Annotated in this window: 23 protein-coding genes; 9 read left to right on the top strand and 14 right to left on the bottom strand. The window is 68.0% G+C overall.

Annotated elements, in window-relative coordinates:
• Nucleotides 1–55: 55 nt before the first annotated feature.
• Entirely contained in the window at nucleotides 56–2176 is a 2121-nt protein-coding gene (locus K6V06_RS00910) for an NAD(+) synthase (protein ID WP_222239690.1), read from the bottom strand.
• A gap of 209 nt (nucleotides 2177–2385) precedes the next feature.
• Here K6V06_RS00910 and K6V06_RS00905 point away from each other — a divergent pair, with 209 nt between their 5' ends.
• Nucleotides 2386–3669, top strand: coding sequence for a GNAT family N-acetyltransferase (locus tag K6V06_RS00905; RefSeq protein WP_222239965.1), 1284 nt, complete (start codon nucleotides 2386–2388; stop codon nucleotides 3667–3669).
• 165 nt (nucleotides 3670–3834) lie between these two features.
• Here K6V06_RS00905 and ppa read toward each other — a convergent pair whose 3' ends face one another.
• Nucleotides 3835–4362 carry an inorganic diphosphatase gene (gene ppa / locus K6V06_RS00900; protein ID WP_222239689.1) on the bottom strand — a complete coding sequence of 176 codons (528 nt, stop codon included), beginning with the start codon at nucleotides 4360–4362 and terminating at the stop codon, nucleotides 3835–3837.
• A 157-nt stretch (nucleotides 4363–4519) separates the two neighbouring features.
• Here ppa and K6V06_RS00895 point away from each other — a divergent pair, with 157 nt between their 5' ends.
• Both K6V06_RS00895 and K6V06_RS00890 read left to right on the top strand, forming a co-directional pair.
• Nucleotides 4520–5956 carry an aldehyde dehydrogenase family protein gene (locus K6V06_RS00895; protein ID WP_222239688.1) on the top strand — a complete coding sequence of 479 codons (1437 nt, stop codon included), beginning with the start codon at nucleotides 4520–4522 and terminating at the stop codon, nucleotides 5954–5956.
• On the top strand, nucleotides 5949–6191 hold the full coding sequence (locus K6V06_RS00890) for a hypothetical protein (RefSeq protein ID WP_222239687.1): 243 nt from the start codon (nucleotides 5949–5951) through the stop codon (nucleotides 6189–6191). The genes K6V06_RS00895 and K6V06_RS00890 overlap by 8 nt, the downstream gene beginning before the upstream one ends.
• Before the next feature lie 67 nt (nucleotides 6192–6258).
• Here K6V06_RS00890 and K6V06_RS00885 read toward each other — a convergent pair whose 3' ends face one another.
• Complete coding sequence (locus K6V06_RS00885) at nucleotides 6259–6429, bottom strand: rubredoxin (RefSeq protein ID WP_008644874.1); 171 nt, start codon at nucleotides 6427–6429, stop codon at nucleotides 6259–6261.
• Between the two features lie 144 nt (nucleotides 6430–6573).
• Here K6V06_RS00885 and hemL point away from each other — a divergent pair, with 144 nt between their 5' ends.
• The 5 genes from hemL to K6V06_RS00860 all read left to right on the top strand — a co-directional run bounded on the left by hemL (nucleotide 6574) and on the right by K6V06_RS00860 (nucleotide 11076).
• Nucleotides 6574–7866 (top strand): glutamate-1-semialdehyde 2,1-aminomutase, encoded by a 1293-nt coding sequence (gene hemL, locus K6V06_RS00880; protein ID WP_222239686.1) that lies wholly within the window; start codon nucleotides 6574–6576, stop codon nucleotides 7864–7866.
• A gap of 98 nt (nucleotides 7867–7964) precedes the next feature.
• Nucleotides 7965–8588 (top strand): LemA family protein, encoded by a 624-nt coding sequence (locus tag K6V06_RS00875; protein ID WP_222239964.1) that lies wholly within the window; start codon nucleotides 7965–7967, stop codon nucleotides 8586–8588.
• 14 nt (nucleotides 8589–8602) lie between these two features.
• Nucleotides 8603–9481 (top strand): YgcG family protein, encoded by an 879-nt coding sequence (locus K6V06_RS00870; RefSeq protein ID WP_222239685.1) that lies wholly within the window; start codon nucleotides 8603–8605, stop codon nucleotides 9479–9481.
• Nucleotides 9482–9491: 10 nt separating this feature from the next.
• Nucleotides 9492–10007 (top strand): TPM domain-containing protein, encoded by a 516-nt coding sequence (locus K6V06_RS00865; RefSeq protein WP_222239684.1) that lies wholly within the window; start codon nucleotides 9492–9494, stop codon nucleotides 10005–10007.
• A gap of 283 nt (nucleotides 10008–10290) precedes the next feature.
• Nucleotides 10291–11076: a metallophosphoesterase gene (locus K6V06_RS00860; protein WP_222239683.1), complete on the top strand. Its 786-nt coding sequence runs from the start codon at nucleotides 10291–10293 to the stop codon at nucleotides 11074–11076.
• A gap of 26 nt (nucleotides 11077–11102) precedes the next feature.
• Here the strand turns inward: K6V06_RS00860 and K6V06_RS00855 are convergent, their stop codons facing one another.
• The 4 genes from K6V06_RS00855 to groES form a co-directional block, all read right to left on the bottom strand.
• On the bottom strand, nucleotides 11103–11780 hold the full coding sequence (locus K6V06_RS00855) for a carboxymuconolactone decarboxylase family protein (protein WP_222239682.1): 678 nt from the start codon (nucleotides 11778–11780) through the stop codon (nucleotides 11103–11105).
• 115 nt (nucleotides 11781–11895) lie between these two features.
• Nucleotides 11896–12402: a cupin domain-containing protein gene (locus K6V06_RS00850; protein ID WP_255581499.1), complete on the bottom strand. Its 507-nt coding sequence runs from the start codon at nucleotides 12400–12402 to the stop codon at nucleotides 11896–11898.
• 230 nt (nucleotides 12403–12632) lie between these two features.
• Nucleotides 12633–14276 carry a chaperonin GroEL gene (gene groL / locus K6V06_RS00845; RefSeq protein ID WP_222239681.1) on the bottom strand — a complete coding sequence of 548 codons (1644 nt, stop codon included), beginning with the start codon at nucleotides 14274–14276 and terminating at the stop codon, nucleotides 12633–12635.
• 107 nt (nucleotides 14277–14383) lie between these two features.
• The gene (groES, locus tag K6V06_RS00840; RefSeq protein ID WP_222239680.1) at nucleotides 14384–14674 is read right to left on the bottom strand and encodes a co-chaperone GroES; all 291 of its coding nucleotides are present in this window, start codon (nucleotides 14672–14674) and stop codon (nucleotides 14384–14386) included.
• A 628-nt stretch (nucleotides 14675–15302) separates the two neighbouring features.
• On the opposite strand from groES, the gene K6V06_RS00835 reads away from it, so the two are divergent.
• Nucleotides 15303–15848, top strand: coding sequence for a nuclear transport factor 2 family protein (locus K6V06_RS00835; RefSeq protein WP_255581498.1), 546 nt, complete (start codon nucleotides 15303–15305; stop codon nucleotides 15846–15848).
• On the opposite strand, the gene K6V06_RS00830 is transcribed toward K6V06_RS00835, so the two are convergent.
• The 7 genes from K6V06_RS00830 to K6V06_RS00800 form a co-directional block, all read right to left on the bottom strand.
• On the bottom strand, nucleotides 15849–16940 hold the full coding sequence (locus tag K6V06_RS00830; RefSeq protein ID WP_222239679.1) for a porin: 1092 nt from the start codon (nucleotides 16938–16940) through the stop codon (nucleotides 15849–15851).
• Between the two features lie 147 nt (nucleotides 16941–17087).
• A complete protein-coding gene (locus K6V06_RS00825; protein ID WP_222239678.1) occupies nucleotides 17088–18341 on the bottom strand; it encodes an SDR family NAD(P)-dependent oxidoreductase in 1254 nt (417 codons plus the stop codon).
• A 2-nt stretch (nucleotides 18342–18343) separates the two neighbouring features.
• Entirely contained in the window at nucleotides 18344–19102 is a 759-nt protein-coding gene (locus tag K6V06_RS00820; protein ID WP_222239677.1) for an SDR family NAD(P)-dependent oxidoreductase, read from the bottom strand.
• Between the two features lie 9 nt (nucleotides 19103–19111).
• On the bottom strand, nucleotides 19112–20071 hold the full coding sequence (locus K6V06_RS00815) for an acyl-CoA dehydrogenase family protein (protein ID WP_222239676.1): 960 nt from the start codon (nucleotides 20069–20071) through the stop codon (nucleotides 19112–19114).
• On the bottom strand, nucleotides 20068–21273 hold the full coding sequence (locus K6V06_RS00810; protein WP_222239675.1) for an acyl-CoA dehydrogenase family protein: 1206 nt from the start codon (nucleotides 21271–21273) through the stop codon (nucleotides 20068–20070). The genes K6V06_RS00815 and K6V06_RS00810 overlap by 4 nt, the downstream gene beginning before the upstream one ends.
• A gap of 8 nt (nucleotides 21274–21281) precedes the next feature.
• Nucleotides 21282–23426 (bottom strand): acetate--CoA ligase family protein, encoded by a 2145-nt coding sequence (locus tag K6V06_RS00805; RefSeq protein ID WP_222239674.1) that lies wholly within the window; start codon nucleotides 23424–23426, stop codon nucleotides 21282–21284.
• A 2-nt stretch (nucleotides 23427–23428) separates the two neighbouring features.
• Complete coding sequence (locus K6V06_RS00800) at nucleotides 23429–24199, bottom strand: enoyl-CoA hydratase/isomerase family protein (RefSeq protein WP_222239673.1); 771 nt, start codon at nucleotides 24197–24199, stop codon at nucleotides 23429–23431.
• Nucleotides 24200–24210 lie beyond the last annotated feature (11 nt).

Genomic DNA, 24210 nt, shown 5'->3' with positions numbered 1-24210 from the left:
GGCGGCCCCTTGTTATGTCGTCATTGGTAATGGTGCAATTCTAGCCCGGCGCGGGTCACGCCGGCTTGCCATCGGTCCCTTCGCCGCGCGCCACGGCGTGGATGCCGGCCCCCGAGCCCTTCGCCGTTTCCTCCTCCGGAATGTTGTCCAGGTCGGCCAGCCACACTACCGATTCCGCGTCGCTGGGCGCGCGCCAGTCGCCGCGCGGCGACAGCGAGCCGCCCGAGCCCACCTTCGGTGCATTGGGGATGCAGGTGCGCTTGAACTGGCTCTGGCGGAAGAACCGGTCGAGGAAGATACGCAGATTGCGCTTGATGTCGGCAAGGCCGTACTGATTGCGCGCGACATGCGCGTCCTCCGGCCACTCGCCCGCATTGCGATCGGACCACGCGGTCCAGGCGAGGAAGGCGATCCGCGTCGGTGTGAAGCCGTGGCGCAGCGTGTAGAAGAGGTTGAAGTCCTGCAGTTCGTACGGCCCGATCACGCTTTCGGTCTTCTGGCCCGGCTCGTCCTTCGATTCGCCCGGGACCAGCTCGGGGCTGATGTCGGTGCCCAGCACGTCGAGCAGCACGTCGCTGCCGCCCTCGCCGATCTGCTTCGTCTCTGCCACCCAGCGCACCAGATGCGAGATCAGCGTCTTCGGCACGCTGGCATTGACGCTGTAGTGCGACATGTGGTCGCCCACGCCGTAGGTGCACCAGCCCAATGCCAGCTCGCTCAAGTCCCCGGTACCGATGACGATGCCGCCGTGGTGGTTGGCCAGGCGGAACAGATGGTTGGTGCGCTCGCCGGCCTGCACGTTCTCGAAGGTGACGTCGTACACCGGCTCGCCCCTGGCGAACGGATGGTCCAGGTCCTTCAGCATCGCCATGCAGCTGGGGCGGATATCGATCTCCCGCGCGGTACAGCCGATCAGCGACATCAGCTTGCGGGCCTGCTGCAGCGTGCGGTCGCTGGTGGCAAAGCCCGGCATCGTATAGGCGAGGATGTTCGAGCGCGGCAGGCCAAGCCGGTCCATCGCCTTGGCGCACACCAGCAGCGCGTGGGTCGAATCGAGGCCGCCCGACACGCCGATCACCACCTTCGAGATGCCCGTGGCGGACAGGCGCTGCAGCAGCCCCTGTACCTGGATGTTGTAGACCTCCTCGCAGCGCTCGTCACGGCGGCGGCGGCCAGCGGGCACGTAGGGGAAGCGCTCGACGCGGCGGCGCAGCGGCAGCGGCCGGTCGCCATCGACTTCCAGCGCGAAGCGGATCACGCGGAAATCGGCCACGGCGCTGGCATGCCGGCGCACCGAGTGCCCGAAGGTGGTGGCATGCATCCGCTCGCGCGAGAGGCGCTCCAGGTCGACGTCGGCGTAGATGATGTGCGAATCGTCGGCGAAGCGCTCCGACTCCTGCAGCAGATCGCCGTTCTCGTAGATCAGTGCCTGCCCGTCCCAGGCCAGATCGGTGGTCGATTCCCCCTTGCCCGCCGAGCTGTACAGGTATGCGGCGAGGCACCGGGCCGACTGCTGCCCCACCAGCTGGTGGCGATAGCCGGACTTGCCGATCACGATATTCGACGCGGACAGGTTGACCAGCACGGTCGCCCCGGCCAGCGCCGCGTACGACGACGGCGGGATCGGCACCCACAGGTCTTCGCAGATCTCGACGTGGAAGCGCAGCAGCGGGATGTTGTCGACCTCGAACAGCAGCGACGCCCCGAACGGCACGGTCTGACCGAGCAATTCGATGCTGTCGGTGGTAGCGCAGTCAGCCTCGCTGAACTGACGGGCCTCGTAGAACTCCCAGTAGTTCGGCAGATAGCTCTTGGGCACCACCCCAAGGATCTGGCCGCCCGCGACCACCACGCCACAGTTGAACAGCAGATGCTGGACGCGCAGCGGCATGCCGACGATCATCGCGCACGGCAGCTCGCGCGATGCCTCCACCACCTTGCCCAGCGCGCTTTCGCACGCATTGAGCAGTGCCTTCTGGTGAAACAGGTCGTCGCAGGTGTAGGCGGACAGCCCCAGCTCGGGGAACGCCACCAGTGCCGCGCCATGGTTGGCGGCGTCGCGCGCCAGCGCGATCGTCTGTTCGGCGTTGAAGGCCGGATCGGCGACACGGCAGACGGGCACGCCGACCGCGACGCGGACGAATCCATGGGAGTAGAGATTGAAGAATCGGCTCATCGTCGGACCTTTGATGGATGGCGGGCGTCTGCCCCGAACCTCGGGCGGTGCGCAGGGAAGACCCCTTGCCGCGATTCCGGCAATAATTGTTCCGGGGGCAAACCCCTGACCCAGCCCGATTCAGCGTGACTCAGACCAAAGACAGCCGACTCCCGCCGCAGCGCGGGCATTCCGCAACGGGCAAGGCGCCTGGCGTGGCCCATTATCGCATGCGCCTTGTGGACGACTTGCACGCCATCCCGGCCGCAGATTGGGATGCGCTGCTGGCGCGCCAGTCCCACCCGACCCCGTTCCTGCGCCATGCCTTTCTCCACGCCCTGCACGCCAGCGGCAGCGCCAGTGCGGCAACCGGCTGGCAGCCTCGCTTCCTGACGCTATGGCAAGGCGCCGGTGGCGACGGTACGGCGCACCCGGATGCCGATACCGCGGGAACGCGACTGGAGATTCACCTCGCCGATGGTAAAAAATACAGGGTCGAATGGGATCCGACCGATCCTGGCGCGGGCGGCAAGGTGCACCACGAAGGGGAGCGGCTGGCCGCGGCCATGCCGCTCTACGCCAAGGACCACTCGTACGGGGAGTACGTCTTCGACTGGGCCTGGGCCAATGCCTACGCAGAGCACGGCCTGCCCTATTACCCAAAGTGGCTCTCGGCGGTCCCGTTCACGCCGGTGCAGGGCAACCGGCTGCTGGCCGACGACGACGAGGTCCGTACGGTGCTGCTGCATCTGGCGCTGGAGCTGGCGCGGCAAAGCGGGCTGTCGTCGCTGCATGTGCTGTTTCCCGAAGCCAGCGAGGCGGAGTCGATGCGCGAGGCGGGCATGCTGCTGCGCCATGGCGTGCAGTTTCACTGGACCAACCCTGGCTATGCGGATTTCGAGGCGTTCCTTGCCACGCTGTCGCAGAAGAAGCGCAAGAACATCCGCGCCGAGCGGCGCCGTGTGGCGGAAGCCGGCATCGCCTTCCGCCATGTCGCGGGCCACGATATCGGCGAGCAGGAATGGCGCTTCTTTCATCGCTGCTACCGGCAGACTTACCGGGAGCATCATTCGACGCCGTACCTGAACCTGGATTTCTTCCAGCGGATCGGCGCGGCGATGCCGCAGCATCTGCTGATGGTGATCGCCGAGCGCGAAGGCCGACCGATCGCGGCGTCGCTGCTGGTCTATGACGACGATCCCCGCATCAGCACGCTATACGGACGGTATTGGGGCGCGCTGGAGCATCACCCCTGCCTGCACTTCGAGACGGCTTACTACCAGCCGCAGCAGTTCTGCATCGAACGCGGCATTCGCACGTTCGAAGGGGGAGCGCAAGGCGAGCACAAGATGGCGCGCGGCTTCATGCCAGTCTCCACGCGCTCGGCGCACTGGCTGGCGCATCCGGCCTTCGCGGATGCGGTGGAGCGGTTCCTGGCGCGGGAGCGGCAGGGAATCGACGCGTACCTGGACGAGTTGAACGACAGGACGCCGTATCGGGAGGAAGAAAGGTAGGAGGCGCGGGGTGTGCTCCCCTTGCCCGCTTGCGGGAGAGGGGCCGGGGGAGAGGGCAAGGGGCACCTGCGAACCAGCGCGGTCTGCCAGTGCAGCAACCCTCTCCCCTACCCCTCTCCCACAAGTGGGAGAGGGGAAAACCATCGCAGAAGGCGATGGCCGAGCTTACTTCTTGTAGTTCGCGACGCCGTCGCTGATTTCCTTGTGCGCCTCTTCGATGCCGGCCCAGCCTTCTACCTTGACCCACTTGCCGGCTTCCAGCGCCTTGTAGTTCTCGAAGAAGTGCTTGATCTGATCCAGCAGGTTCTGCGGCACGTCGGACAGGCCCTTCATGAAGGCCGTCGCGGGCGACAGCTTGTCCACCGGCACGGCGATCAGCTTGGCGTCGACGCCGGACTCGTCGGTCATCTTCAGCATGCCCAGCGCGCGGCAGCGCACCACGGCGCCGGCCAGGATCGGGAACGGGGACAGCACCAGCACGTCGACCGGGTCGCCGTCACCCGACAGCGTTTGCGGAATAAAGCCGTAGTTGGCCGGATAGCGCATGCCGGTGCCGATGAAACGGTCGACGAACAGCAGGCCGGTTTCCTTGTCGGCCTCGTACTTGACCGGGTCGCTCTGCGCCGAGATCTCGATGATGACGTTGAAATCGTTGGGGATATCCTTGCCCGGCGGGACGAGGTTGAAGCTCATGGGATTCTCCAGGGCCTGAAGTTGCCGTTGATGTTGCGGTTGTCGGATGGCGGGCATTATAGCGGCTCGCTGCTGCCGCAAAGCGGCGCGGCGCACGGATTGGCGCCTTGCTGGGCGATAATGCCGGCTGTCGATTTCTCGCGGGAGCAGTTTCGCCATGCATGCCCAGCACTTCATTGCCAACCGCCTGATGGCGCCGGATTCCGGCCTGCGCATCAAGGTGTTCGACCCCTCCACCGGCGCGCCCTTTGCCGAAGTCGCGCGCGGCAATGCCACCGATGTCAACGCCGGGGTCCACGCGGCGCGCCAGGCGCTTGGCGGCCCCTGGGGCGAGACCTCGCCGATGGAACGCGGCCGTGTCCTGATGCGGCTTGCCAACCTGCTCGCCGAACAGGAAGACGCGCTGGCCAAGCTGGAGGCGCGCGACACCGGCAAGCCGCTGCGCCAGGCGCATGCCGATGCCCGCGCCGTCGCCCGTTACTTCGAGTTCTATGCAGGCGCGGCCGACAAGCTGCACGGCGAAACCCTGCCCTACCAGAACGGCTATACGGTGCTGACCCTGCGCGAGCCGCATGGCGTGACCGGTCACATCATTCCTTGGAACTATCCGCTGCAGATCTTCGGCCGCAGCGTCGCGGCGGCGCTGGCCGCCGGCAACGCGTGCGTGGTCAAGCCGGCCGAGGACGCCTGCCTGTCGCTGCTGCGCGTGGCGGAACTGGCCGCCGAAGCCGGGCTGCCGCCGGGGGCGCTGAACCTGGTGACCGGATACGGCCATGAGGCTGGCGCCGCCCTCGCCCGCCATCCGGGCATCGATCACCTGTCCTTCACCGGCTCGCCCGAAACCGGCAAGCTGGTGGCCCAGCTGGCCGCCGAGAACCATGTGCCGGTGACGCTGGAACTGGGCGGCAAGTCGCCGCAGATCGTCTTCACCGACGCCGACCTGGATGCGCTGGTGCCGGTGATCGTCAATGGCATCGTGCAGAACGCCGGCCAGACCTGCTCGGCCGGCAGCCGGGTGCTGGTCGAGCGGCCGCTGTACGACGCGCTGCTGGACCGCCTTGCCACCGTGTTCGAGGCGTTGCGCGTGGGGCCGTGGGATCAGGAGGTCGATTGCGGGCCGCTGATCAGCCGCAAGCAGCAGCAGCGCGTCTGGGATTTCGTCTCCGACGCGCAGCACGCCGGCATCGCGGTGATGGCGCAGGGGCAAATCATCGCCGAGGCGCCGGAAACCGGCTTCTACCAGGTGCCGATGCTGCTGCGCGACGTGCCGCCGCAGCACCGTCTGGCGCAGGAGGAAGTGTTCGGTCCACTGCTGGCGGCGATGCCCTTCGACACGGAGGACGAGGCCATCGCGCTGGCCAACGGCACGCCTTATGGCCTGGTCGCCGGCCTGTGGACGCGCGACGGCGCCCGCCAGCTGCGGATCGCGCGCAAGGTGCGCGCGGGCCAGGTCTTCATCAACAACTATGGCGCCGGCGGCGGCGTGGAGCTGCCGTTCGGCGGCAGCGGCCGCTCCGGCCACGGCCGCGAGAAGGGCTTCGAGGCGCTATACGGCTTTACCACTCTGAAAACAATCGCGATCCAGCATGGGTAACATCAATTTCCTGTCCGTCACCTTCGCCATCTTCTTTTTCTGGATGGCCTGGCATGTGCGGAACAAGCGCGCCACCAATCCGTCCGGCATGCCCCGGCTGCAGGTCTTCAAGCGCAAGTGGGGCGATACCATCGGCGATCGCGTGCACTGGGCTCTCTATGTCGCGCTGCCGTTCCTGCTGGCCTTGATGATGGTGGCCAATGCGCTGCGGGGGCGGGGACCGTTCTCCGGCTGAATGGCTCGCCGGGACATCCGTGGCCGGGCCGGGCCGGGCCGACCCCCGGCGCCGGGCCGGCCGCGGGTCAGATCGCGACCATCTCGAAATCTTCCTTGCGGGCACCGCATTCCGGGCAGGTCCAGTTGATGGGCACGTCCTCCCACTTGGTGCCCGGCGCAATGCCATCCTCGGGCGCGCCAGCGGCCTCGTCGTAGATCCATCCGCAGATCAGGCACATCCAGGTCTTGTATTCCATGAGGTTGTTGCAGTTCTCTAGATTAAAATCAGCGCAGATAGTACCGAATCGGCCCCACACGCGCCAGCCGAGCGCGTCCGACCCGGCCCCGCGGTGACCCCGTCGGTCACCCTGCCAAACATCCCCTTACTCTCCTCCTTGACCATGTCCCGAAACCAGCAACTCTTCGACCGCGCCCAGGCCACCATTCCCGGCGGCGTCAATTCCCCGGTACGGGCCTTCCGCTCGGTGGGCGGCACGCCGCGCTTCATCACGCGCGCCGAAGGCGCCTACATGTGGGATGCGGACGGTCAGCGCTACATCGACTACATCGGCTCCTGGGGGCCGATGATCGTCGGTCACGCGCATCCGGAGGTGGTGCGCGCGGTGCAGCAGACCGCAGCCGGCAGCTTTTCGTTCGGCGCGCCGACCGAGGGCGAGATCGACATGGCCGAGGAAATCTGCAAGCTGGTGCCGTCGATCGAGCAGGTGCGGCTGGTTTCCTCGGGCACCGAAGCCACCATGAGCGCGCTGCGCGTGGCCCGCGGCTTCACCGGGCGCGACCTGATCGTCAAGTTCGAGGGCTGCTATCACGGCCATGCCGACAGCCTGCTGGTCAAGGCCGGCTCCGGCCTGCTGACCTTCGCCGATACCACGCAGAACGCCCCCTCGTCGGCCGGCGTGCCCGCCGATGTCGCCCAGCACACCATGGTGCTGGAGTACAACCATGTCGAGCAGCTGGAGCAGGCCTTCGCGCGGCATCCCGGCGAGATCGCCGCGGTCATCGTCGAGCCGATCGCCGGCAACATGAACCTGGTGCGCGCCAGCGCGGCCTTCCTGCAGCGCATGCGCGAACTGTGCACCGAGCACGGCACGGTACTGATCTTCGACGAGGTGATGACCGGCTTTCGCGTGGCATTGGGCGGCGCGCAGGCCCATTACGGCATCAAGCCCGACATGACATGCCTGGGCAAGGTGATCGGCGGCGGCATGCCGGCAGCGGCGTTCGGCGGCCGCCGCGACATCATGGGGAAACTCGCGCCGCTGGGCAATGTCTATCAGGCCGGTACGCTGTCGGGCAACCCGCTGGCGGTCGCGGCCGGCATGGCGACGCTGAAGCTGATCCAGGCGCCGGGCTTTCATGACCGCCTCGGCGCGCAGACCCGCAAGCTGGCCGACGGCCTGACCGCGGCGGCGCGGGAGGCCGGGGTGCCGTTCTGCGCAGATGCGGTCGGCGGCATGTTCGGCCTCTACTTCCGCGACACGGTGCCGGGCAGCTTCGCCGAGGTCACGCAATGCGACACTGCGCGCTTCAACCGCTTCTTCCACGCGATGCTGGAGGCCGGCGTCTACCTGGCGCCGTCCGCGTTCGAAGCGGGCTTTGTCAGTGCGTGCCACGACGATGCGATTCTGGATGCCACCTTCGACGCCGCCCGGCGCGCGTTCGCCAAGGGGTAAGCGCCCCGCGTCCCGCCCGGCAGCCGGCCTGTGGCCGTGCCGGACCTCCTTTTCGATAACGATGGAGTCACTACATGCGAGCCTTCGCGACCCGTTCGATGCGACCGTCCAGCCAGCCGGATGCAATCTCCCGCTTGCTGCAGCCGTTGCGCTGGCTGCTGCTGGCCTGCCTGGCCAGCGTGCTGAGCGCCTGCGGCTACAACGATTTCCAGTCGAAGGACGAGGCGGTGAAGGCGGCATGGGGCGAGGTGGTGAACCAGTACCAGCGCCGCGCCGACCTGATTCCGAATCTGGTCAACACGGTCAAGGGCTATGCCTCCCATGAGCGCGAGACGCTGGAAGCGGTGACGCAGGCGCGCGCCAGCGCCACGCAGGTGCAGATCACCCCGGAGACGCTGAACGACCCGGAAGCCTTCGCCCGCTTCCAGCAGGCACAGGGGCAATTGAGCGGCGCGCTGTCGCGGCTGCTGGCGGTGGCCGAGAACTATCCGAACCTGAAGGCCGACGCGTCGTTCCGCGACCTGCAATCGCAGCTCGAAGGGACCGAGAACCGCATCACGGTGGCGCGCCAGCGCTATATCGCCGCGGTACAGGACTACAACGTGCTGGCGCGCAGCTTTCCGACCAACCTGACCGCGAAGATGTTCGGTTATGACGTGCGGCCTTCCTTCACCGTGGAGAACGAGAAGGCCATTTCCACGCCGCCCAAGGTGCAATTCTGAACCGGGGCACGGCGATGACCGCGCCCCTTTCCCTCTCCGCTTGCTGGCGCGCAGCCGGGCTGGGGCGCCTGGCAGCGCCCTTTGTCGCGCTGCTGCTGGCCCTGGTCTGGCTGGCGCCGGCCCCTGCGCAGGCGCAGCAGGGCTTCGTCGCGGTGCCGCCGCTGACCCAGCGCGTCACCGACCAGACTGGCACGCTGAGCGCCGCGCAGCGCAGCGCCCTGGAGAACGTGCTGGCCGACTACGAGCGCCAGCGTGGCAGCCAGATCTTCGTGCTGATGCTGCCCACCACCGCACCCGAGACCATCGAGGCGTACGGCATTCGCGTCGCCGATGCCTGGCGCGCCGGACGCAAGGGCATCGATGACGGGGTGATCGTGCTGATCGCCAAGGACAATCCAACCGGGCTGCGCAAGATGCGGCTCGAAGTGGGTCGCGGCGTGCAGGGCTCGCTGACCGACGCCATGTCCAAGCGCATCCTGCAGGACATCATGGCGCCGCACTTCCGCCAGAACGACTTCTATGGCGGACTGGCGGCCGGCATCTCGGCGATCCAGGCCACCATCGACAAGGAAGCACTGCCTGGGCCGCAGCCGCGCGGCCGCGCGCAGGACGCCGGCCTGCTGTCCGACTGGCTGCCGGTGCTGTTTCCGCTGGCCATCATCGTGTTCTTCCTGATCGGTGCATCGCGCCAGCGCAAGCGCGGCATCGTGGTCGGCCGCCGCGGCTGGGACAATGCCGCCGGCACGGTGGGCGGACTTGGCGGGCTGGGCGGCATGGGCGGCTGGGGCCGTCACCATGGCGGTGGATTCGGGGGTGGCGGCTTCGGCGGCGGAGGCTTCGGCGGCGGAGGCGGTGGCGGATTCGATGGCGGCGGCGCCTCGGGCAACTGGTAAGGGAGCGCGCATGGCCACACAGCAGACAGGATGGCGCCGCGCGCTGCGGCACACCGCCACCACCGCGGGATACGCCCGCCGGCATTTCCCGCCCGACGCCTTGTCCCGGCTGCAGCAGGCGATCGCCGACGGCGAGCTGCGGCACCGAGGTGAGGTCCGCGTCGTGATCGAGTCCAGCCTGCCCTTCCTGCAGGCACTGTCCGGCGTCTCGCCGCGCGAGCGCGCGCGCTCGCTGTTTGCGGCGCTCGACGTCTGGGACACCACCGATCACACCGGCGTGCTGCTCTATGTCAATCTGGCCGATCATGCGGTGGAGTTGCTGGCCGACCGTGGCATCGATGCCAGGGTCGGCCATGAAACATGGGCGGCGCTGTGCCAGTCCCTCGCGCGCGGGCTTGCGCACGCGCTGTCGGTGGAACCGGTGCTGGCGGCGGTGGCGCAGATCCATGAACTGCTCGCCCAGCATTTCCCGCATCACGGCGAGCCGGACGCGAATCAGCTGGACGACCGGCCGGTGCTGCGTTGAGGTTTTGCTCTGCCCTGGCGCGGCCCGGCGAAGGGAAACAGCAACCTGAATGCATGGGAGGCGCGCGCGGTTTGCTCCCCTCTCCCACGAGTGGGAGAGGGGCGGGGGAGAGGGCATCGAGCACTTGCTATGGCGACATCGCCAATCGAGCGCCTGTTTCCCTCTCCCCCGGCCCCTCTCCCGCAAGCGGGCGAGGGGAGCAAACCACCGTCGCTTCAACAGCGGATTGACCGGTGCCGCAGCGCAGCCGACACTGGCACTTCCACCCCACGCCGGAGCCCCCATGAAACTGCGCATCCTCAGCGACCTGCATCTGGAGCACCATACCCCGGCCGAGGTACCCGCCTGCGACGCCGATCTGGTGATACTGGCCGGCGATATCGGCAACGGCGGCGACGGCATCGCCTGGGCCGCTCGCACCTTTGCCGGCCCGGTGGTCTATGTCCCGGGAAACCACGAATACTACGAGCGCACCCTTTCGCGCGCCGCTGCGCAGATGCGAGAGGCGGCGGCGAGCGTCGCCAATGTCGATCTTCTCGACGGCCAGGTGGCGGTGTTCGCGACCGAGACGGCCCAGCCGGTGCGCGTGCTGGGGGTGACGTGGTGGGCCGACTATGAATTGTTCGGGGTGGACCGCCGTAGCCACGCGATGGAGGTCTGCGCCGCCACCCTGCTGGACCATCGGCGCATCGAGGTGGACGAGGACGGCGGCACCCGCCCCTTCACCCCGGCCGACGCGCTGGCAAGGCACCGGGCCGAAACCGCGTGGCTCGCTCAGGAACTGTCGCGCCCGTTCGCGGGCAAGACCGTGGTGGTGACCCACCACGCCCCCGACATCGGAAGCCTGGACGAGCGCTATGCCAGCGATGTCGCCTCGGCCGGTTTCATCTCCCGCCGTCCCGACCTGGTCGAGCAGGCCGACCTCTGGATCCACGGCCACACCCACACCAGCTTCGACTACCGCGTTGGCCAATGCCGCGTCATCTGCAACCCGCGCGGCTACGTGCGCCGGCGCGACGGCACGCTGGAGAACACGCGCTTCGACTGGAACTGCGTGGTGCAGGTCTAGGCCGCGGCAAGCGCGGATCTGTCGCTTCAGTGGCCTTTGCTCGCCGCCAGCTGCCGCTGCAGCGCCCCGCGCGCGCGCCGCGCCATATCGGCGTCCGCGCGCTCGGCCAGCACGTCGGCGAGCTGATGCAACTGGCCTGGCGTCAGCCCCACGTTCATGCTGATGCGCATGTGCGCCTGCAATTGCGACTCGACACCCTGAAGCGCCGACAGCATGCCGACCGTCGCAAGCTCGCGGCTTCGCCAGTCGAGGTTGTCGCGCTCGAAGATATCGCCGAACAGATGGGTGCGCAGATATTCGTTCGCCTCGGGCGCGAAGGCGAACAAGGGCCCGGCGACGGGTGCTCCGGACAGTCGCGTCTGGTTGGCGGTCCCGGCGGCCAGCAGCGCATCGCCCTTCGGAATGGGACAGCTCGGCGCGCTGCCGGGAGCATCCCGCCTGCCCTGCTGCTCGCGCGTCTTGACCACCTTCATCAATTCGCCCAGCGCATTGAGGCTGCGCGGAAATCCCGCATACGCATAGAGCTGCAACAGGATTTCCTTGGCGTCGCTGACCGTCAGGCCCGCATCCAGACCCTGATTGAGCGACGCGTTCAGCCGGGCGAGGTCGCCTGCGGCGGCGAAGGCCGCAATGGGCACGATGGCCTGCTGGCGCGCGTCGAGGGTGTCGGAAGCGCTGGCTGCGCTGGCCGGGCGTTGCGTCATCTGGGGGCCCTCCTGTCCATGGGCGGAGTGGCTCCATGCCGCTACCAGCCCCAGCGCCACGGCCAACGTACCAGCGCGCAGACGCACTTTGCCCGGCTGACGCGGTTTGCCCCGCTCAGCGGGCGTTGTATTGCGCATCGGTGACTTTCTCCATCCAGTTCACGTTCTTGCCATCGACCGTGCCGGTGACAGCCAGATGAGTCATCGTCGTGTTCGGCGCGGCACCGTGCCAGTGCTTGACGCCCGGCGGGCACCAGACCGTGTCGCCGGGCCGGATGACCTGGACCGACTTGCCCCACTGCTGCGTGAGGCCCACGCCGGCGGTGACAACCAGCCGCTGACCGGCAGGATGGGTATGCCAGGCCGAACGCGCACCCGGCTCGAAGGTGACCAGGCTGCCTGAAGCGTTGATGTGCTGGTCAGCGGGCCAGACCGGATCGACCCGTACGCTGCCGGTGAAGTACTGCGCCGGGCCAGCGACGGACGCCTGCTCGCCTGCACGGGCGATCTGTTGTTCGCCCTGCTGTGCAGCGGCCGAGGCGTTGCCTTGCGGCTCGGCGGCGAGAGCCGAAGTGGCATGCATGGTCGTCGCGCACAGTGCGAGTCTGAGTAACAGGGACATGGGTTTCCTTTGGCGAGGTTCACATAGAAGGAAACTGTATGGCCGCCCTCGCGCGTTGAGAAGACGGTCAAATCGGCATACGGTAGTGAACCCTACTCATCAATTCCGGGCGGCGATTGCGCCGCCAGAAAACAAAAAACCCCACGAGCCGAAGCCCGTGGGGTTTTTCTTCGCAATTGCCCAGCGGTGCCGCGATTGCTCGCGGCCCGCGGACCGGCGCGACAGCCGATTTACATCATGCCGTCCATGCCGCCCATGCCGCCCATGCCAGCCGGCATTGCCGGAGCCGACTCGTCCTTCGGCAGTTCCGACACGGCGCAGTCGGTGGTCAGCATCAGCGAAGCGACCGATGCGGCGTTCTGCAGCGCGGTGCGGGTGACCTTGGTCGGGTCCAGCACGCCCATCTCGACCAGATCGCCGTACTCGCCGCTGGCAGCGTTGTAGCCGAAGTTGCCTTGGCCTTCGATGACCTTGGCGACCACGACCGACGCTTCCTCGCCGGCGTTCAGCACGATCTGACGCAGCGGCTCTTCCATTGCGCGCAGCACGATCTTGATGCCGGCGTTCTGGTCGGCGTTTTCGCCGGTCAGGTTCGAGATGGCAGCACGGGCACGCAGCAGTGCCACGCCGCCGCCGGGGACGATGCCTTCTTCAACGGCAGCGCGGGTGGCGTGCAGCGCGTCTTCGACGCGAGCCTTCTTTTCCTTCATCTCGACTTCGGTGGCAGCGCCAACCTTGATCACGGCAACACCGCCGGCCAGCTTGGCCACGCGCTCTTGCAGCTTTTCACGGTCGTAGTCCGAGGTGGCTTCCTCGATCTGCGCGCGGATCTGCTTGACGCGGCCTTCGATCGCGCCAGCGTCGCCAGCACCGTCGATGATGATGGTGTTTTCCTTGCCGATCTCGACACGCTTGGCCTGGCCCAGGTCCTGCAGCGTGGCCTTTTCCAGCGTCAGGCCGACTTCCTCGGCAATCACGGTACCGCCGGTCAGGATGGCGATGTCTTCCAGCATGGCCTTGCGGCGGTCACCGAAGCCAGGCGCCTTGACGGCGGCAGTCTTCAGGATGCCACGGATGTTGTTGACCACCAGGGTAGCCAGCGCTTCGCCTTCGACGTCCTCGGCGATGATCAGCAGCGGACGGCTCGACTTGGCCACTTGCTCCAGCACCGGCAGCAGATCGCGGATGTTCGAGATCTTCTTGTCGAACAGCAGCACGAACGGGTTGTCCAGCTGGACGACCTGCTTGTCCGGGTTGTTGATGAAGTACGGCGACAGGTAGCCGCGGTCGAACTGCATGCCTTCCACGACTTCCAGCTCGTCGGCCAGCGACTTGCCGTCTTCGACGGTGATCACGCCTTCCTTGCCGACCTTGTCCATCGCTTCAGCGATCAGCTTGCCGATCACTTCGTCGCTGTTGGCCGAGATCGCGCCAACCTGGGCGATTTCCTTGCTGGTGGTGGTGGCCTTGGTCAGCTTCTTCAGCTCTTCGACGGCGGCGCCAACGGCCTTGTCGATGCCGCGCTTCAGGTCCATCGGATTCATGCCGGCGGCGACATACTTCATGCCTTCGCGGACGATCGACTGGGCCAGCACGGTAGCGGTGGTGGTACCGTCACCGGCGTTGTCGCTGGTCTTGGAAGCGACTTCCTTGACCATCTGCGCGCCCATGTTCTGCAGCTTGTCCTTCAGCTCGATTTCCTTGGCCACCGACACGCCGTCCTTGGTGACGGTCGGGCCGCCGAAGCTGCGCTCCAGCACCACGTTGCGGCCCTTCGGACCCAGGGTCACCTTGACCGCGTTGGCCAGGATGTTGACGCCTTCGACCATCTTGTGGCGTGCGGAATCGCCGAACACTACGTCTTTAGCTGCCATGTTCTATCTCTCCAGATTCTGTACAGGAATTGCCTGATGAAGCCTTGGCCCGCCGCCGGGGCGGGCAGCGATGCGCGGGACCCGGGCGCGGCGCGCCCGGTGCGTCATCACTTGGCGACGACGGCCATGATGTCTTCTTCGCGCATGACCAGCAGTTCCTGGCCATCGACCTTGACGGCCTGGCCGGCATACTTGCCGAACAGCACGCGGTCACCCACCTTCACGTCGAGGGCGATGCTGGCGCCCTTGTCATCCTTCTTGCCGGGACCAACGGCCAGCACTTCGCCCTGATCGGGCTTCTCGGCAGCATTGTCGGGAATCACGATGCCGGAAGCGGTCTTGGTTTCATTGTCCAGACGCTTGACGATCACGCGGTCGTGCAAAGGACGCAGATTCATACGGACTCCTTGGTACAAGTGTGAGCATTGATTCGGAGATCGGCCGCCAGCCGGCAGCCATCGAAATTCGACGTCGGGTGGCGCCCACAGCTCACTGTTAGCACTCGCACCCGACGAGTGCTAATTATAGGGACGGGCACCCCGGTTTTCAAGACGACGGCTGAATAGGTAGAAACCCTAGGTAGAGACGCAGCCGGATGCGGGCCAGGCACGGGCTGCCGCCGGGGCCGCCGCCCCACCGCGCAACCTTGCACCGTCGAAGCGCGCCGCCACCGACCGGCTGCCGCATTCGCTCAGCGTCCTGATGATGCGCAGGTCGTCCCAGGAAAATCCGCAGGCCCCGTCCCCCGATGCCGAAAAGTCGCGATCCGGCGCGCCCACGGCCGCCAGAGTCTTTGGCAATGTCGATGGCACGTCGATGTCTCTGCCCAATAATGCAGCGATCTTCTCACAGCAAGAGGGCGAGTCTTGCAATCCCCCCGAAGGTCTCTGGCCGTACCGGCTACGCGCGCCTTGCTTCGTTTCAAGCGGGAGCGCATCGATGGCTTGCAGAACACAATCCCGGATTGCGCCGCAATGGTCGGAGCCGCCTGTCACAGAATGGACGTGCCATATGACAGGGGAAATCATGACGATGACATACGAAGCGGAGCCGCAGAGCGTTCTGACGCAGTTGCTGGACCGGGAAGCGATCCGCGAATGCCTGTACCGGTATTGCCGCGGCGTGGACCGCTGCGACGAGGCGGCGCTGCGCAGCGCCTACTGGGAGGACGGCACTGACCGGCACGGACCGTACTCGGGCAGCGCCAGCGGCTTCATCGACTGGGTGCTGGAGCGGCTCAGGACCAGCGAACGATCCATCCACATGATCTCCAACCTGTCGATCGCGCTGCACGGGGAGTGGGCCGCGGTGGAGTCGTACTTCCAGGCGCTGCAGCGCCGGCCCGACGAGACTGGCGAGGCGCAGGAGCTGTTCCTGGCGGGCCGCTATGTGGACCGTTTCGAGAAGCGCCGGGGCGAGTGGCGCATCGCCCGGCGCGTGGTGGTCTATGACTGGATCCGGCCGCTCGCCGCCACCGGCAAGCCGCAGGCCGAGCAGTTCGGTCCGCGGCAGCCGGTGGGCGGGCGCTTCCCGGACGATCCGGTCTACGCCCTGCTGCGCGGCGAGGGTTGATCAGAAGATATGCCGGATGCCGACCACGGTGCCGAGCTGGTTGGTACCGGGCGGCGCGTAGCCAAAGCCGCCGACGCCGGAGGCGACGCCGAGATTGGCCTCGCCCCGGTTCAGCGCATAACCCACGCTCAGGTACGCCTCCGTCCGTTTGGAAAAGGCGTAGCGGGCATGGCCGACGAACAGCCACGGATCGCTGCCGGTGTTGCGGAAGTCCTGGTAGTAGGCAGCCAGGGTCAGCGCGACCGCGCGCGTGGCTTCCCAGCGCAGGCCCGTCCACCAGAGGCTGGAGCCCTGGTTGCCGGCTCCCACGGCCGCGCCGGGCAGCAGCGCGCCGTCATAGGCCCGCGCCCAGCGATAGCCGAGGAAGGTCTTGATCGACGCGAAGTCGTAGAAGCCGGCCAGCACCGCGCGGCGGGTCTTGGCATCGGGGTTGACGGTGGTGGTGCCGGAGTTGATCTCGTCATAGACGGCGCCGATGCCGAACGGCCCGGCGGCGTAGCTCAGGCGCAGGCCGTACTCCCTGCCCAGCTTCGGTTCCCCGGGTACCTCGCTGCCGTCGGGACGGCTGCTCTCGGCGCCGAAGCTGTACATCGCCGAGGCGGTGACCCCGCCGAACCGGCCGAGGTACTTGACCGTATTGTCGGCGCGCGAGACGAAGGCGACGTCCTGGTTCATGATGGAATAGCGCGGCGCCAGCAGCATCGGATCGTACGGGCCGATGAAGTCGAACAGCGCATTCTGCTGACGGCCGACCAGCAGGCTGCCCCAACGCCCCTGCATGCCGACATAGGCCATCCGGCCGAACAGGCGCCCGCCCTGCGAGGAGCGGCCCGTGTCGCCGTCGAATCCGCTCTCCAGCACGAACACCGCCTTGCGTCCCCCGCCCAGGTCTTCCTCGCCGCGCAGGCCCCAGCGTGAGCCGGCGATGTTGGCCGAGGACATCCGCACGATCGAACCGCCGCCCTCGGGCTGGTGATTGGCGTACTCGATGCCATTGTCGATGACACCGTACAGCGTGACGCTGGCCTGTGCCTGCAGCGGCAATGCGCACGCCAGCGACAGCGCGGCGGGTACGGCAAGTCTTCCCTTCATTGGTTTCGTCTCCTCGTTTTGTTGTGAACCGCGCGCTGCCCGATGCATGGCGCAGCGGGCAACGACGCAGGAAAAGCGCGTCCCTGCCGGCTCGGCGAGCGGCATGACGCAATACCGTGGGAATACAGTGGTGGCCGGCTGCGCCGCTCAGGACGGCATCGTGAGCACCTGTCCGGTGATGCAGCGCGCGGCGGGGGCGGCGAGATAGCGCAACAGGGGCAGATAGCGCAGCGATGACGCCGGGGACGCCGTCACTTCGCACTGCACCGCGTTGATGCGCAGCGCGCGCTGGCCCCATTCGCAGGCCAGCGTGGCGACCAGCATGCGGGCCGCCGCGGCGTCGGCGGCCGCGCGCCAATCGTCGCGATCCTCGCGCGGCAGCAGCAGGGTCAGGCTGGCATCGTGCGGATGCTGGCCGGCGAAGCGGCAAGCGGACGCCCGTACCGCTTCCAGCCGTGCACCGGGCGACGCGTGGGCGGGCGTGAGGTCGATCACGCCGCAATAGCCCTGCCCGCCGCCCTGCGCTTCCCCGCCGTGCCCTTCCCCGCTCGGCGCCACATCGGCCAGGCCAGGCGCGTGCGCGCCAGCAGCGCCCTCGACACGCAGATGCGCCGCGGCGTCCAGCGCGACCGGCTCGCCCACCGCAGGCGCAAAGGCCTGGCTGCCGCCGAACACCGACGACCCGCCGTCGACGCTGAGCACCAGCCCCGACAACGGCGCGGCATCGGCCTCGCAAAGGAAGCGGATGGTCTCGGCGATGTCGGCTGGCTCGGCCATGCGGCCCAGCGGAATCTTGGCGACCGCGCGCGCCGGGTCCAGTTGCCCGCTGGCGATCAACCCATCGACCAGCTCGGTGCGCACGAAGCCGGGACACAGCGCTGTCACGCACAGGTCCCGGCGCTGCCGCGCCAGCGCCCGCGACATCGCGATCAGGCCGGCCTTGCTGGCGCTATACGCGCCGCGCCATGGAATCGCGCGCAGCCCGGCGCCCGAAGCCACGTTGACGACCCGCGCGCCCGGGTTGAGGACGGGCGACAGCGCCTCGACCAGCCGCGCCGGTGCATGCAGATTGACATCGAGCACCGTGCGCCAGCGCGCGGCATCCTGCTGCTCGATGCCGCGGTTGCTGTTGTCCGAGATGCCGGCATTGCTGACGAGCGCATCGAGCGGGCCGCTGGCGCGCACGCGCCGCGCCACCGCTTCGATGGCGGCGGCGTCGGCAAGGTCGGCCTGCAGCGCCAGATGATCGCCGTGCATGCCGGCGGGCAGGCTTCGCAGCGCGGCGTCCAGCCGGGCGGCATCGCGATCGACCAGCAGGCAGCGCCAGCCGTCGCGGGCAAGCCGGTGCGCCGCGGCGCGGCCGATGCCGGCGGCCGCGCCGGTGATCAGGACCGTAGCCAAGATCAGAGGTTGGTGAAGGTCACGCCGCCGTCCACCGCCAGCGCCTGCGCGGTGATGAAGCGCGCTTCGTCACTGGCGAGATAGCAGATCGCCATGGCGACATCGTCGACGGTGCCCAGGCGCCCCATCGGCGTGCGCGAGACCCGCAGCGCATCGCGCTCGGCATTGCGATTGCGCTGCGTCCCTTCGGTCGGAATCGCCGAGGGACAGACCGCGTTGACGCGGATGTTGCGCGCGCCCAGTTCGGCCGCGGCGGCGCGCGTCACGCCCAGAATGCCGGCCTTGATGCCCGAATAGACGACAGAATTGGGCGCGGACACCAGTGCGGCGGTGGATGCGACATTGACGATGGCGCCGCCGCACTCGCCATCCATCGCCTCGGTGGCGGCCTGGATGCCCCACACCACCGCCTTGAAGCCGATATCGAGCATGCGGTCCATGGTCTCGGGCATGATCTCCGGCACGGACTGGTAGCGCACCCAGGCGGCGTTGTTGACCAGGATGTCGAAACGATGGCGGTGCGCGGCGGCCATGCGCACCGCCTCCTGGATGCCCTCGCGGGTGGAGACGTTCTGCACCACCGCGATGGCTTCGCCGCCGTTGCGGCGGATATCTTCGACCGCGTCGTTGACCAGCTCCTCCTTGAGGTCGTTGATCGCGACGATGGCGCCGCGTGCGGCAAGCTGGCGCGCGGTGGCGCGGCCGATGCCGGCGCCCGCGCCGGTGACGAGCGCCACGCGCCCGGAAAGATCCTGTTGCATGGTGTCTCCTCAGACGCTGCGGATAAAGTCCTGACCGATGCCGCGCGGCAGCGCGCCGGCGCCGAAGGCGGCATCGAGCTTGCGTATCTCGCGCAGCGAGTAGTGCAACGGCACTTCCCAGGTGAAGCCCATCCCGCCGTGCAGATGGATGGCCTTCTCCAGGATGAATGCCGAGTTGGCGATGGCGCCGGCCAGCGCCGGGCGGGCGCCGCGCGCCTCGCCGAATTCATTGCTGCGCAGCGCGCGCCGCACGGCGGCGGACGACGCCTCCTGCAGCAGCTTCATGCGCGCCAGCAGATGACGCACCGCCTGCTTGGCCGACAGCGGACGGCCGAACTGCACACGCGTGGCCATATAGCCCGCCGTCAGTTCGAGCGCGGCTTCGGCGGCGCCGTTGGCCAGTTCCGCCATCAGCAGGGCCGACGCGTGCACGAGCGCCGCGCGCGCCGGCGCATCGATGCGGGCCACCACGGTGGCGCCGCGCAGATCGAGCCAGCTTTGCGGCGCATCCGGATCGAGGGCGCCATCCTTCTGCACGGACAGGCTCGATACCTCCAGCAGCACCGCGCCGCCGCCATCGTCCACCAGCACCCAGTCGCACTGCGCGACGTGGCGGGCGTGGGCCGCAGTGCCCTGCTGCACACTGCCCTGCCACGCGATGGTGGCAAGCTTCTCGCCGGCTGCCAGCGCTTCGGCCTGGGGCGTGCCGCGCAGCGCCGACGCCAGCAGGATCTGCTCCGGCAGCGGCAGACGCAGCTGCAGGCGGCCTGCGGCATTGACCACGGGCAGCGCGAATTCGAGCGGCAATCCCAGGCCGCCATCGTCCTCGGCGGCGCAGACACCGAACAGCCCTGCCTCGGCCAATACGCGCGGTGCCTCGCCCGCGTCGCGTGCGAGCGCATCGGCGATGGCTTCGGTGGCGGCCTGGGCGAATTCCTCGGGCCGCAGTTCGTCGTGGTGCGTGGTCATGTCAGATCCTTCGGCAGGTTCAGGATGCGCTGTGCGATCACGTCCAGCTGCACCTCGGAAGTACCGGCATAGATGGTTTCGGCGCGCGCGAACAGGTAGGCCTGGGTGAAGGACTTGCGCGCACGGCGCGCCTGCGCGCTGGAGTGCGGGCCGACCTGCGACAGCAGCGACAGCGCCAGCCCGGCAAACGCCTGGTGGCATTCGGACCAGTACAGCTTGGTCAGCGAGCCACGCGCGCCGATCGATTCGCCGGCCATCATGCTGGACACGGTCTGCTCGACCAGCCCCTTGAGCGCGTCGATCTGCGCCACCACTTCACCGATGGCGCGCTGCGTATAGCCGTCTTCGAGCGCCGGCGCGAGCTGCGCGTCGGACTTGCATGCCGCGACCAGATGGCGCAGTTCGGCCTCGAAGCGCCAGGCCCGGTACATCCGGTTGGTGGCGCGCTCGATCGAGAGCACGCGGATGGCGGCGTTCCAGCCGTCGTCGGGCGCGCCGAGCCGGGCGCTGTCGGGCACCACCACGTCGTCGAAGAAGACTTCGGCGAACGACTCCTTGCCGTCGATCGACTTGATCGGCACCACGCGGATGCCCGGCGTGTCCATCGGCACCGCGAACATCAGCAGGCCGCGGTGCTTGTCCGCCACCGTGCCGGTACGCGTGAGCAGCAGGCAGTAGTGCGCCTTGGCCGCGCCGCTGGTCCAGATCTTCTGGCCATTGATGCGCCAATGGTCGCCCTCCCGCACCGCGCGCGTGCGCAGCCGGGCGAGGTCGGAGCCGGCGTCCGGTTCGGAGAAGCCCTGGCACCAGTACTCGCGCATATTGAGGATGGCGGGCAGGAACGCCTGCTTCTGCGCCTCGGTGCCCACCTTCATGATGATCGGGCCGGCCAGTTCCTTGCCGATCGAGCTGACGCTCTCGGGCATCAGCAGCGCGCCGATCTCCTTGTTGACGGCAAGGTGCTCGCGCAGGGTCAGGCCGTGGCCGCCGTAGGCCCTGGGCCACGTCATGCCCGCCAGCCCGGCCTGATACATGCTCGCTTCCCACTCGCGGCATTCCTCCAGCGTGGGGGTGCGATAGTCCGGGCTGTCGGCGCGCATGAACTCGGGCAGATTGCCGCGCAGCCAGTTGCGGGCATGCTGGCGGTAGACCTCGGGCCCGGCCGCGGGGTCCGGCACCGCTATGTGTTTGTCGATATGCATGGCAGTTCTCAGTCGGTGTGGGGCGCGGCGGCGGGCGTGGCAGCGATCATCAGCGCATCGAGCACGATCGCGCCCTCGCCTTGCGGCCGTACCAGCACCGGGTTCATGTCGATCTCGGCGACCTGCAGCGCATGGCGGCAGGCGAACTCGGACAGCCGCGCCACGCTGCGGGCGGCGGCGGAGACGTCAGCCTTCGGCCGTCCGCGTGCGCCGTCCAGCAGCGGGAACATCTTCAGCGAGCGGATCATCGCCATTGCCTCGTCCTCGCTGACCGGCGCCACCTGCACGGCAACGTCCTTCAGGATCTCGGCATGGATGCCGCCCATGCCAACCATCACGACCGGGCCGAACACCGGGTCCTGCGAGACGCCGGCGATCATCTCCACGCCGCCCTTGAGCATCGGCGCGACCAGCACGCCATCGATGCGGGCCCGCGGTGCATGCCGAGCGGCATTGGCGGTGACCGTGTCATAGGCCTGCCGTACCGCGTCGGCCGAGCGCAGGTCCAGCAGCACGCCGCCGGCTTCGGTCTTGTGCGGAATATCGGGGGAGACGATCTTGAGAACGACCGGATAGCCGATCGCCTCGGCGGCCTGTACGGCGTCGTCGGCGCTGCCCACGATGGTCTCGGCCGGCACCTCGATACCGGCATCGCGCAGCACGCGCTTGGCGCAGTACTCGTTGGCGAAGACCGCGGCATCGAGCGGCGCCGCTTGCGTGACCGCGATGGGCTGCACCGGCGTGCGCTCCAGTTTGGCGAGCCGTACCAGTCCTGCCAGGCCACGGGCAGCGTCGAGAATCGTGCTGAACACCGGGATGCCGAGACCCTGGATCTGCGCGATCGCGTCTGCCGGGCCCTGCCCGACGATGACGAAGGTGCGGTCCGGATGGCTGGCGCGCACCTGCGCCAGCGCGTCGAGGTAGATACCACGCAGCCGCGTGCTGTACAGCGACAGCGACATGAACATCACCAGCGTGCTGCCCGACTCGTCCTCCAGCAACGCGCCGAGCATCTTGAGCAGGATTTCCGGCCGGCTGGACATCTGCGCGGTGGCATCGACCGGATTGCCGGTACCGGCGGCCGGCACCGCTTCGCGAATGCGCGCACGGGTCGCCTCGGACAGCGCCGGCAGCCGCAGGCCCGCGTCGCTCATCGCATCGGCCATCATCACGCCGAAGCCGCCGGAGGCGGCCAGCAGCGTGACGGCGTCGTTGCGGGGCAGCCGCTGCGGCATCAGCAGCGCCGCGGCGTGGCCGACCTCGATCAGCTCCTCGACCGAGCGCACCCGCAGCGCGCCGTGCCGGCGGAACACCGCGTCGATCACCGCATCCGACGCCATCATCGCGCCGGTGTGCGAGGCGGCCGCTGCCTGCCCCGATTCGGTGGCGCCGACCTTGAGCACCAGCACCGGCTTGCCGCGGCTGCGCGCCAGCTCCAGCGCGCCGGTCAGCCGGCGGGCATGACGGCAGGTTTCCATGCAGCACAGGATGATGCGGGTGTCCTCGTCCTCGGCCAGCGCGGCGATGCCGTCGGCGATATCGACGTCGGCCTCGTTGCCGGTAGCCATGAAGCGGCTCACACCGAGCCCGCGCCGAGCGACCGTCGCCATCGTGTGGCTGCCGACATTGCCCGACTGCGACACGATGCCGACGATGCCCGCCGGCGGCATGTTTTCCTCCAGGCTGATCGAGAACGAGCCGATCAGCTTGTCGGGTACGTTGACGGTGCCAAGGCAATTCGGGCCGAGCACACGCATGCCGTGCTCGCGGGCGATCTGCACGAGTTCGGCCTGCATCGCCGCGCCCTCGTCGCCCAGTTCGGCGAATCCCGAGGACAGCACGATGGCGCAACGCACGCCGCGCGCACCGCAATCGCGCAATGCGGCGGCAGTGGCGGCAGCCGGCACCGCGACGATGGCAAGCTCGGGCGCTTCAGGCAGATCGAGCACCGAGCGATAGGCGGTCAGCGCCTGCACGGTGCCGCCCTTCGGGTTGACCGGATAGATCTGGCCGGCGTACCCGTGCTTCTTCAGCATGTAGATGGGACGGCCGCCGATCTTGGTGATGTCGTCGGACGCGCCGACGATGGCAATGCTGCGGGCGTGAAAGAACCCGTCCAGGCCCGCGCCAGGACGTTGCATGGATTGCAGCATGATCAGCGCCCCTTGAACTGCGGCTTGCGCTTCTCGAGGAAGGCCATGCGCGCCTCGCGCGCATCCTCGGTGCGGGACAGCGCCATGGTGAATTCCTGCTCGAAGCGGTAGGCGTCGCGCTGCGGCATCACCTCGACCATATTGCAGGCGCGCTTGGCGTAGGCAATCGCCAGCGGCGCCTTCTCGGCGATCTCGCGCGCCAGCGCCATCGTCACCGGCAGCAGCTGCTCGGCGGGCAGCACCTCTTCCAGCACATTGCGGCGCAGCAGGTCGTGCGCCGTCAGGCGCTGGCCGGTATAGAACATGCGCCGCATGGTGGAGCGGCCGAACAGCGTGCGCAGCATCGACGCGCCGCCCGCCAGCCCCACGTTGATCTCGGGCATGCCAAAGGTCGCTTCTTCCGCCGCATAGAGAATGTCGCACGACGCCACCAGGCCCATGCCGGCTCCGAGCGCCACGCCGTTGACCGCCGCGATCACCGGCTTGGCGCATTCGCGGATGGCGTTGCCGGTCTCGCGGGTAATGCGGTTGTGCTCGAGGAAGTCGCCCGCCACGTCGGGATCGGGACGGTCCTTCAGATCGGCGCCGGCGCAGAACACCTTGCCCGCGCCGGTCAGCACCGCGCAGCGGATATCGTCGCGCTCGGAAATTTCATCGAAGGTGGCGACAATCTCGTGGCGCATGGCGCGGTTCAGCGCATTGACCGGCGGGCGGCTCAACGTCACCAGCGCTACGCCATCGGAGATTTCCATCAGGACCGATTTCTCGCTCATCGCCGCACTCC

Origin of the sequence: Cupriavidus sp. AU9028, assembly GCF_019795295.1 — a bacterium.
Lineage (GTDB): Bacteria > Pseudomonadota > Gammaproteobacteria > Burkholderiales > Burkholderiaceae > Cupriavidus.
Note: the sequence above shows the minus strand (reverse complement) of the source record. Positions and strands in the feature narration are given on the sequence as shown.

What these genes read in the sequence shown, in the direction of transcription:
- K6V06_RS00875 (WP_222239964.1), top strand. Translation starts at nt 7,965, where the DNA reads ATGCGACCGTCCAGCCAGCCGGATGCAATCTCCCGCTTGCTGCAGCCG.
- K6V06_RS00800 (WP_222239673.1), bottom strand. Translation starts at nt 24,199, where the DNA reads ATGAGCGAGAAATCGGTCCTGATGGAAATCTCCGATGGCGTAGCGCTG.
- hemL (WP_222239686.1), top strand. Translation starts at nt 6,574, where the DNA reads ATGTCCCGAAACCAGCAACTCTTCGACCGCGCCCAGGCCACCATTCCC.
- K6V06_RS00860 (WP_222239683.1), top strand. Translation starts at nt 10,291, where the DNA reads ATGAAACTGCGCATCCTCAGCGACCTGCATCTGGAGCACCATACCCCG.
- K6V06_RS00885 (WP_008644874.1), bottom strand. Translation starts at nt 6,429, where the DNA reads ATGGAATACAAGACCTGGATGTGCCTGATCTGCGGATGGATCTACGAC.
- K6V06_RS00835 (WP_255581498.1), top strand. Translation starts at nt 15,303, where the DNA reads ATGACGATGACATACGAAGCGGAGCCGCAGAGCGTTCTGACGCAGTTG.
- K6V06_RS00810 (WP_222239675.1), bottom strand. Translation starts at nt 21,273, where the DNA reads ATGCATATCGACAAACACATAGCGGTGCCGGACCCCGCGGCCGGGCCC.
- groL (WP_222239681.1), bottom strand. Translation starts at nt 14,276, where the DNA reads ATGGCAGCTAAAGACGTAGTGTTCGGCGATTCCGCACGCCACAAGATG.
- K6V06_RS00820 (WP_222239677.1), bottom strand. Translation starts at nt 19,102, where the DNA reads ATGCAACAGGATCTTTCCGGGCGCGTGGCGCTCGTCACCGGCGCGGGC.
- K6V06_RS00850 (WP_255581499.1), bottom strand. Translation starts at nt 12,402, where the DNA reads ATGTCCCTGTTACTCAGACTCGCACTGTGCGCGACGACCATGCATGCC.
- K6V06_RS00815 (WP_222239676.1), bottom strand. Translation starts at nt 20,071, where the DNA reads ATGACCACGCACCACGACGAACTGCGGCCCGAGGAATTCGCCCAGGCC.
- K6V06_RS00890 (WP_222239687.1), top strand. Translation starts at nt 5,949, where the DNA reads ATGGGTAACATCAATTTCCTGTCCGTCACCTTCGCCATCTTCTTTTTC.
- K6V06_RS00895 (WP_222239688.1), top strand. Translation starts at nt 4,520, where the DNA reads ATGCATGCCCAGCACTTCATTGCCAACCGCCTGATGGCGCCGGATTCC.
- K6V06_RS00870 (WP_222239685.1), top strand. Translation starts at nt 8,603, where the DNA reads ATGACCGCGCCCCTTTCCCTCTCCGCTTGCTGGCGCGCAGCCGGGCTG.
- K6V06_RS00865 (WP_222239684.1), top strand. Translation starts at nt 9,492, where the DNA reads ATGGCCACACAGCAGACAGGATGGCGCCGCGCGCTGCGGCACACCGCC.
- K6V06_RS00910 (WP_222239690.1), bottom strand. Translation starts at nt 2,176, where the DNA reads ATGAGCCGATTCTTCAATCTCTACTCCCATGGATTCGTCCGCGTCGCG.
- K6V06_RS00805 (WP_222239674.1), bottom strand. Translation starts at nt 23,426, where the DNA reads ATGCTGCAATCCATGCAACGTCCTGGCGCGGGCCTGGACGGGTTCTTT.
- K6V06_RS00905 (WP_222239965.1), top strand. Translation starts at nt 2,386, where the DNA reads ATGCGCCTTGTGGACGACTTGCACGCCATCCCGGCCGCAGATTGGGAT.
- K6V06_RS00855 (WP_222239682.1), bottom strand. Translation starts at nt 11,780, where the DNA reads ATGACGCAACGCCCGGCCAGCGCAGCCAGCGCTTCCGACACCCTCGAC.
- groES (WP_222239680.1), bottom strand. Translation starts at nt 14,674, where the DNA reads ATGAATCTGCGTCCTTTGCACGACCGCGTGATCGTCAAGCGTCTGGAC.
- K6V06_RS00830 (WP_222239679.1), bottom strand. Translation starts at nt 16,940, where the DNA reads ATGAAGGGAAGACTTGCCGTACCCGCCGCGCTGTCGCTGGCGTGCGCA.
- ppa (WP_222239689.1), bottom strand. Translation starts at nt 4,362, where the DNA reads ATGAGCTTCAACCTCGTCCCGCCGGGCAAGGATATCCCCAACGATTTC.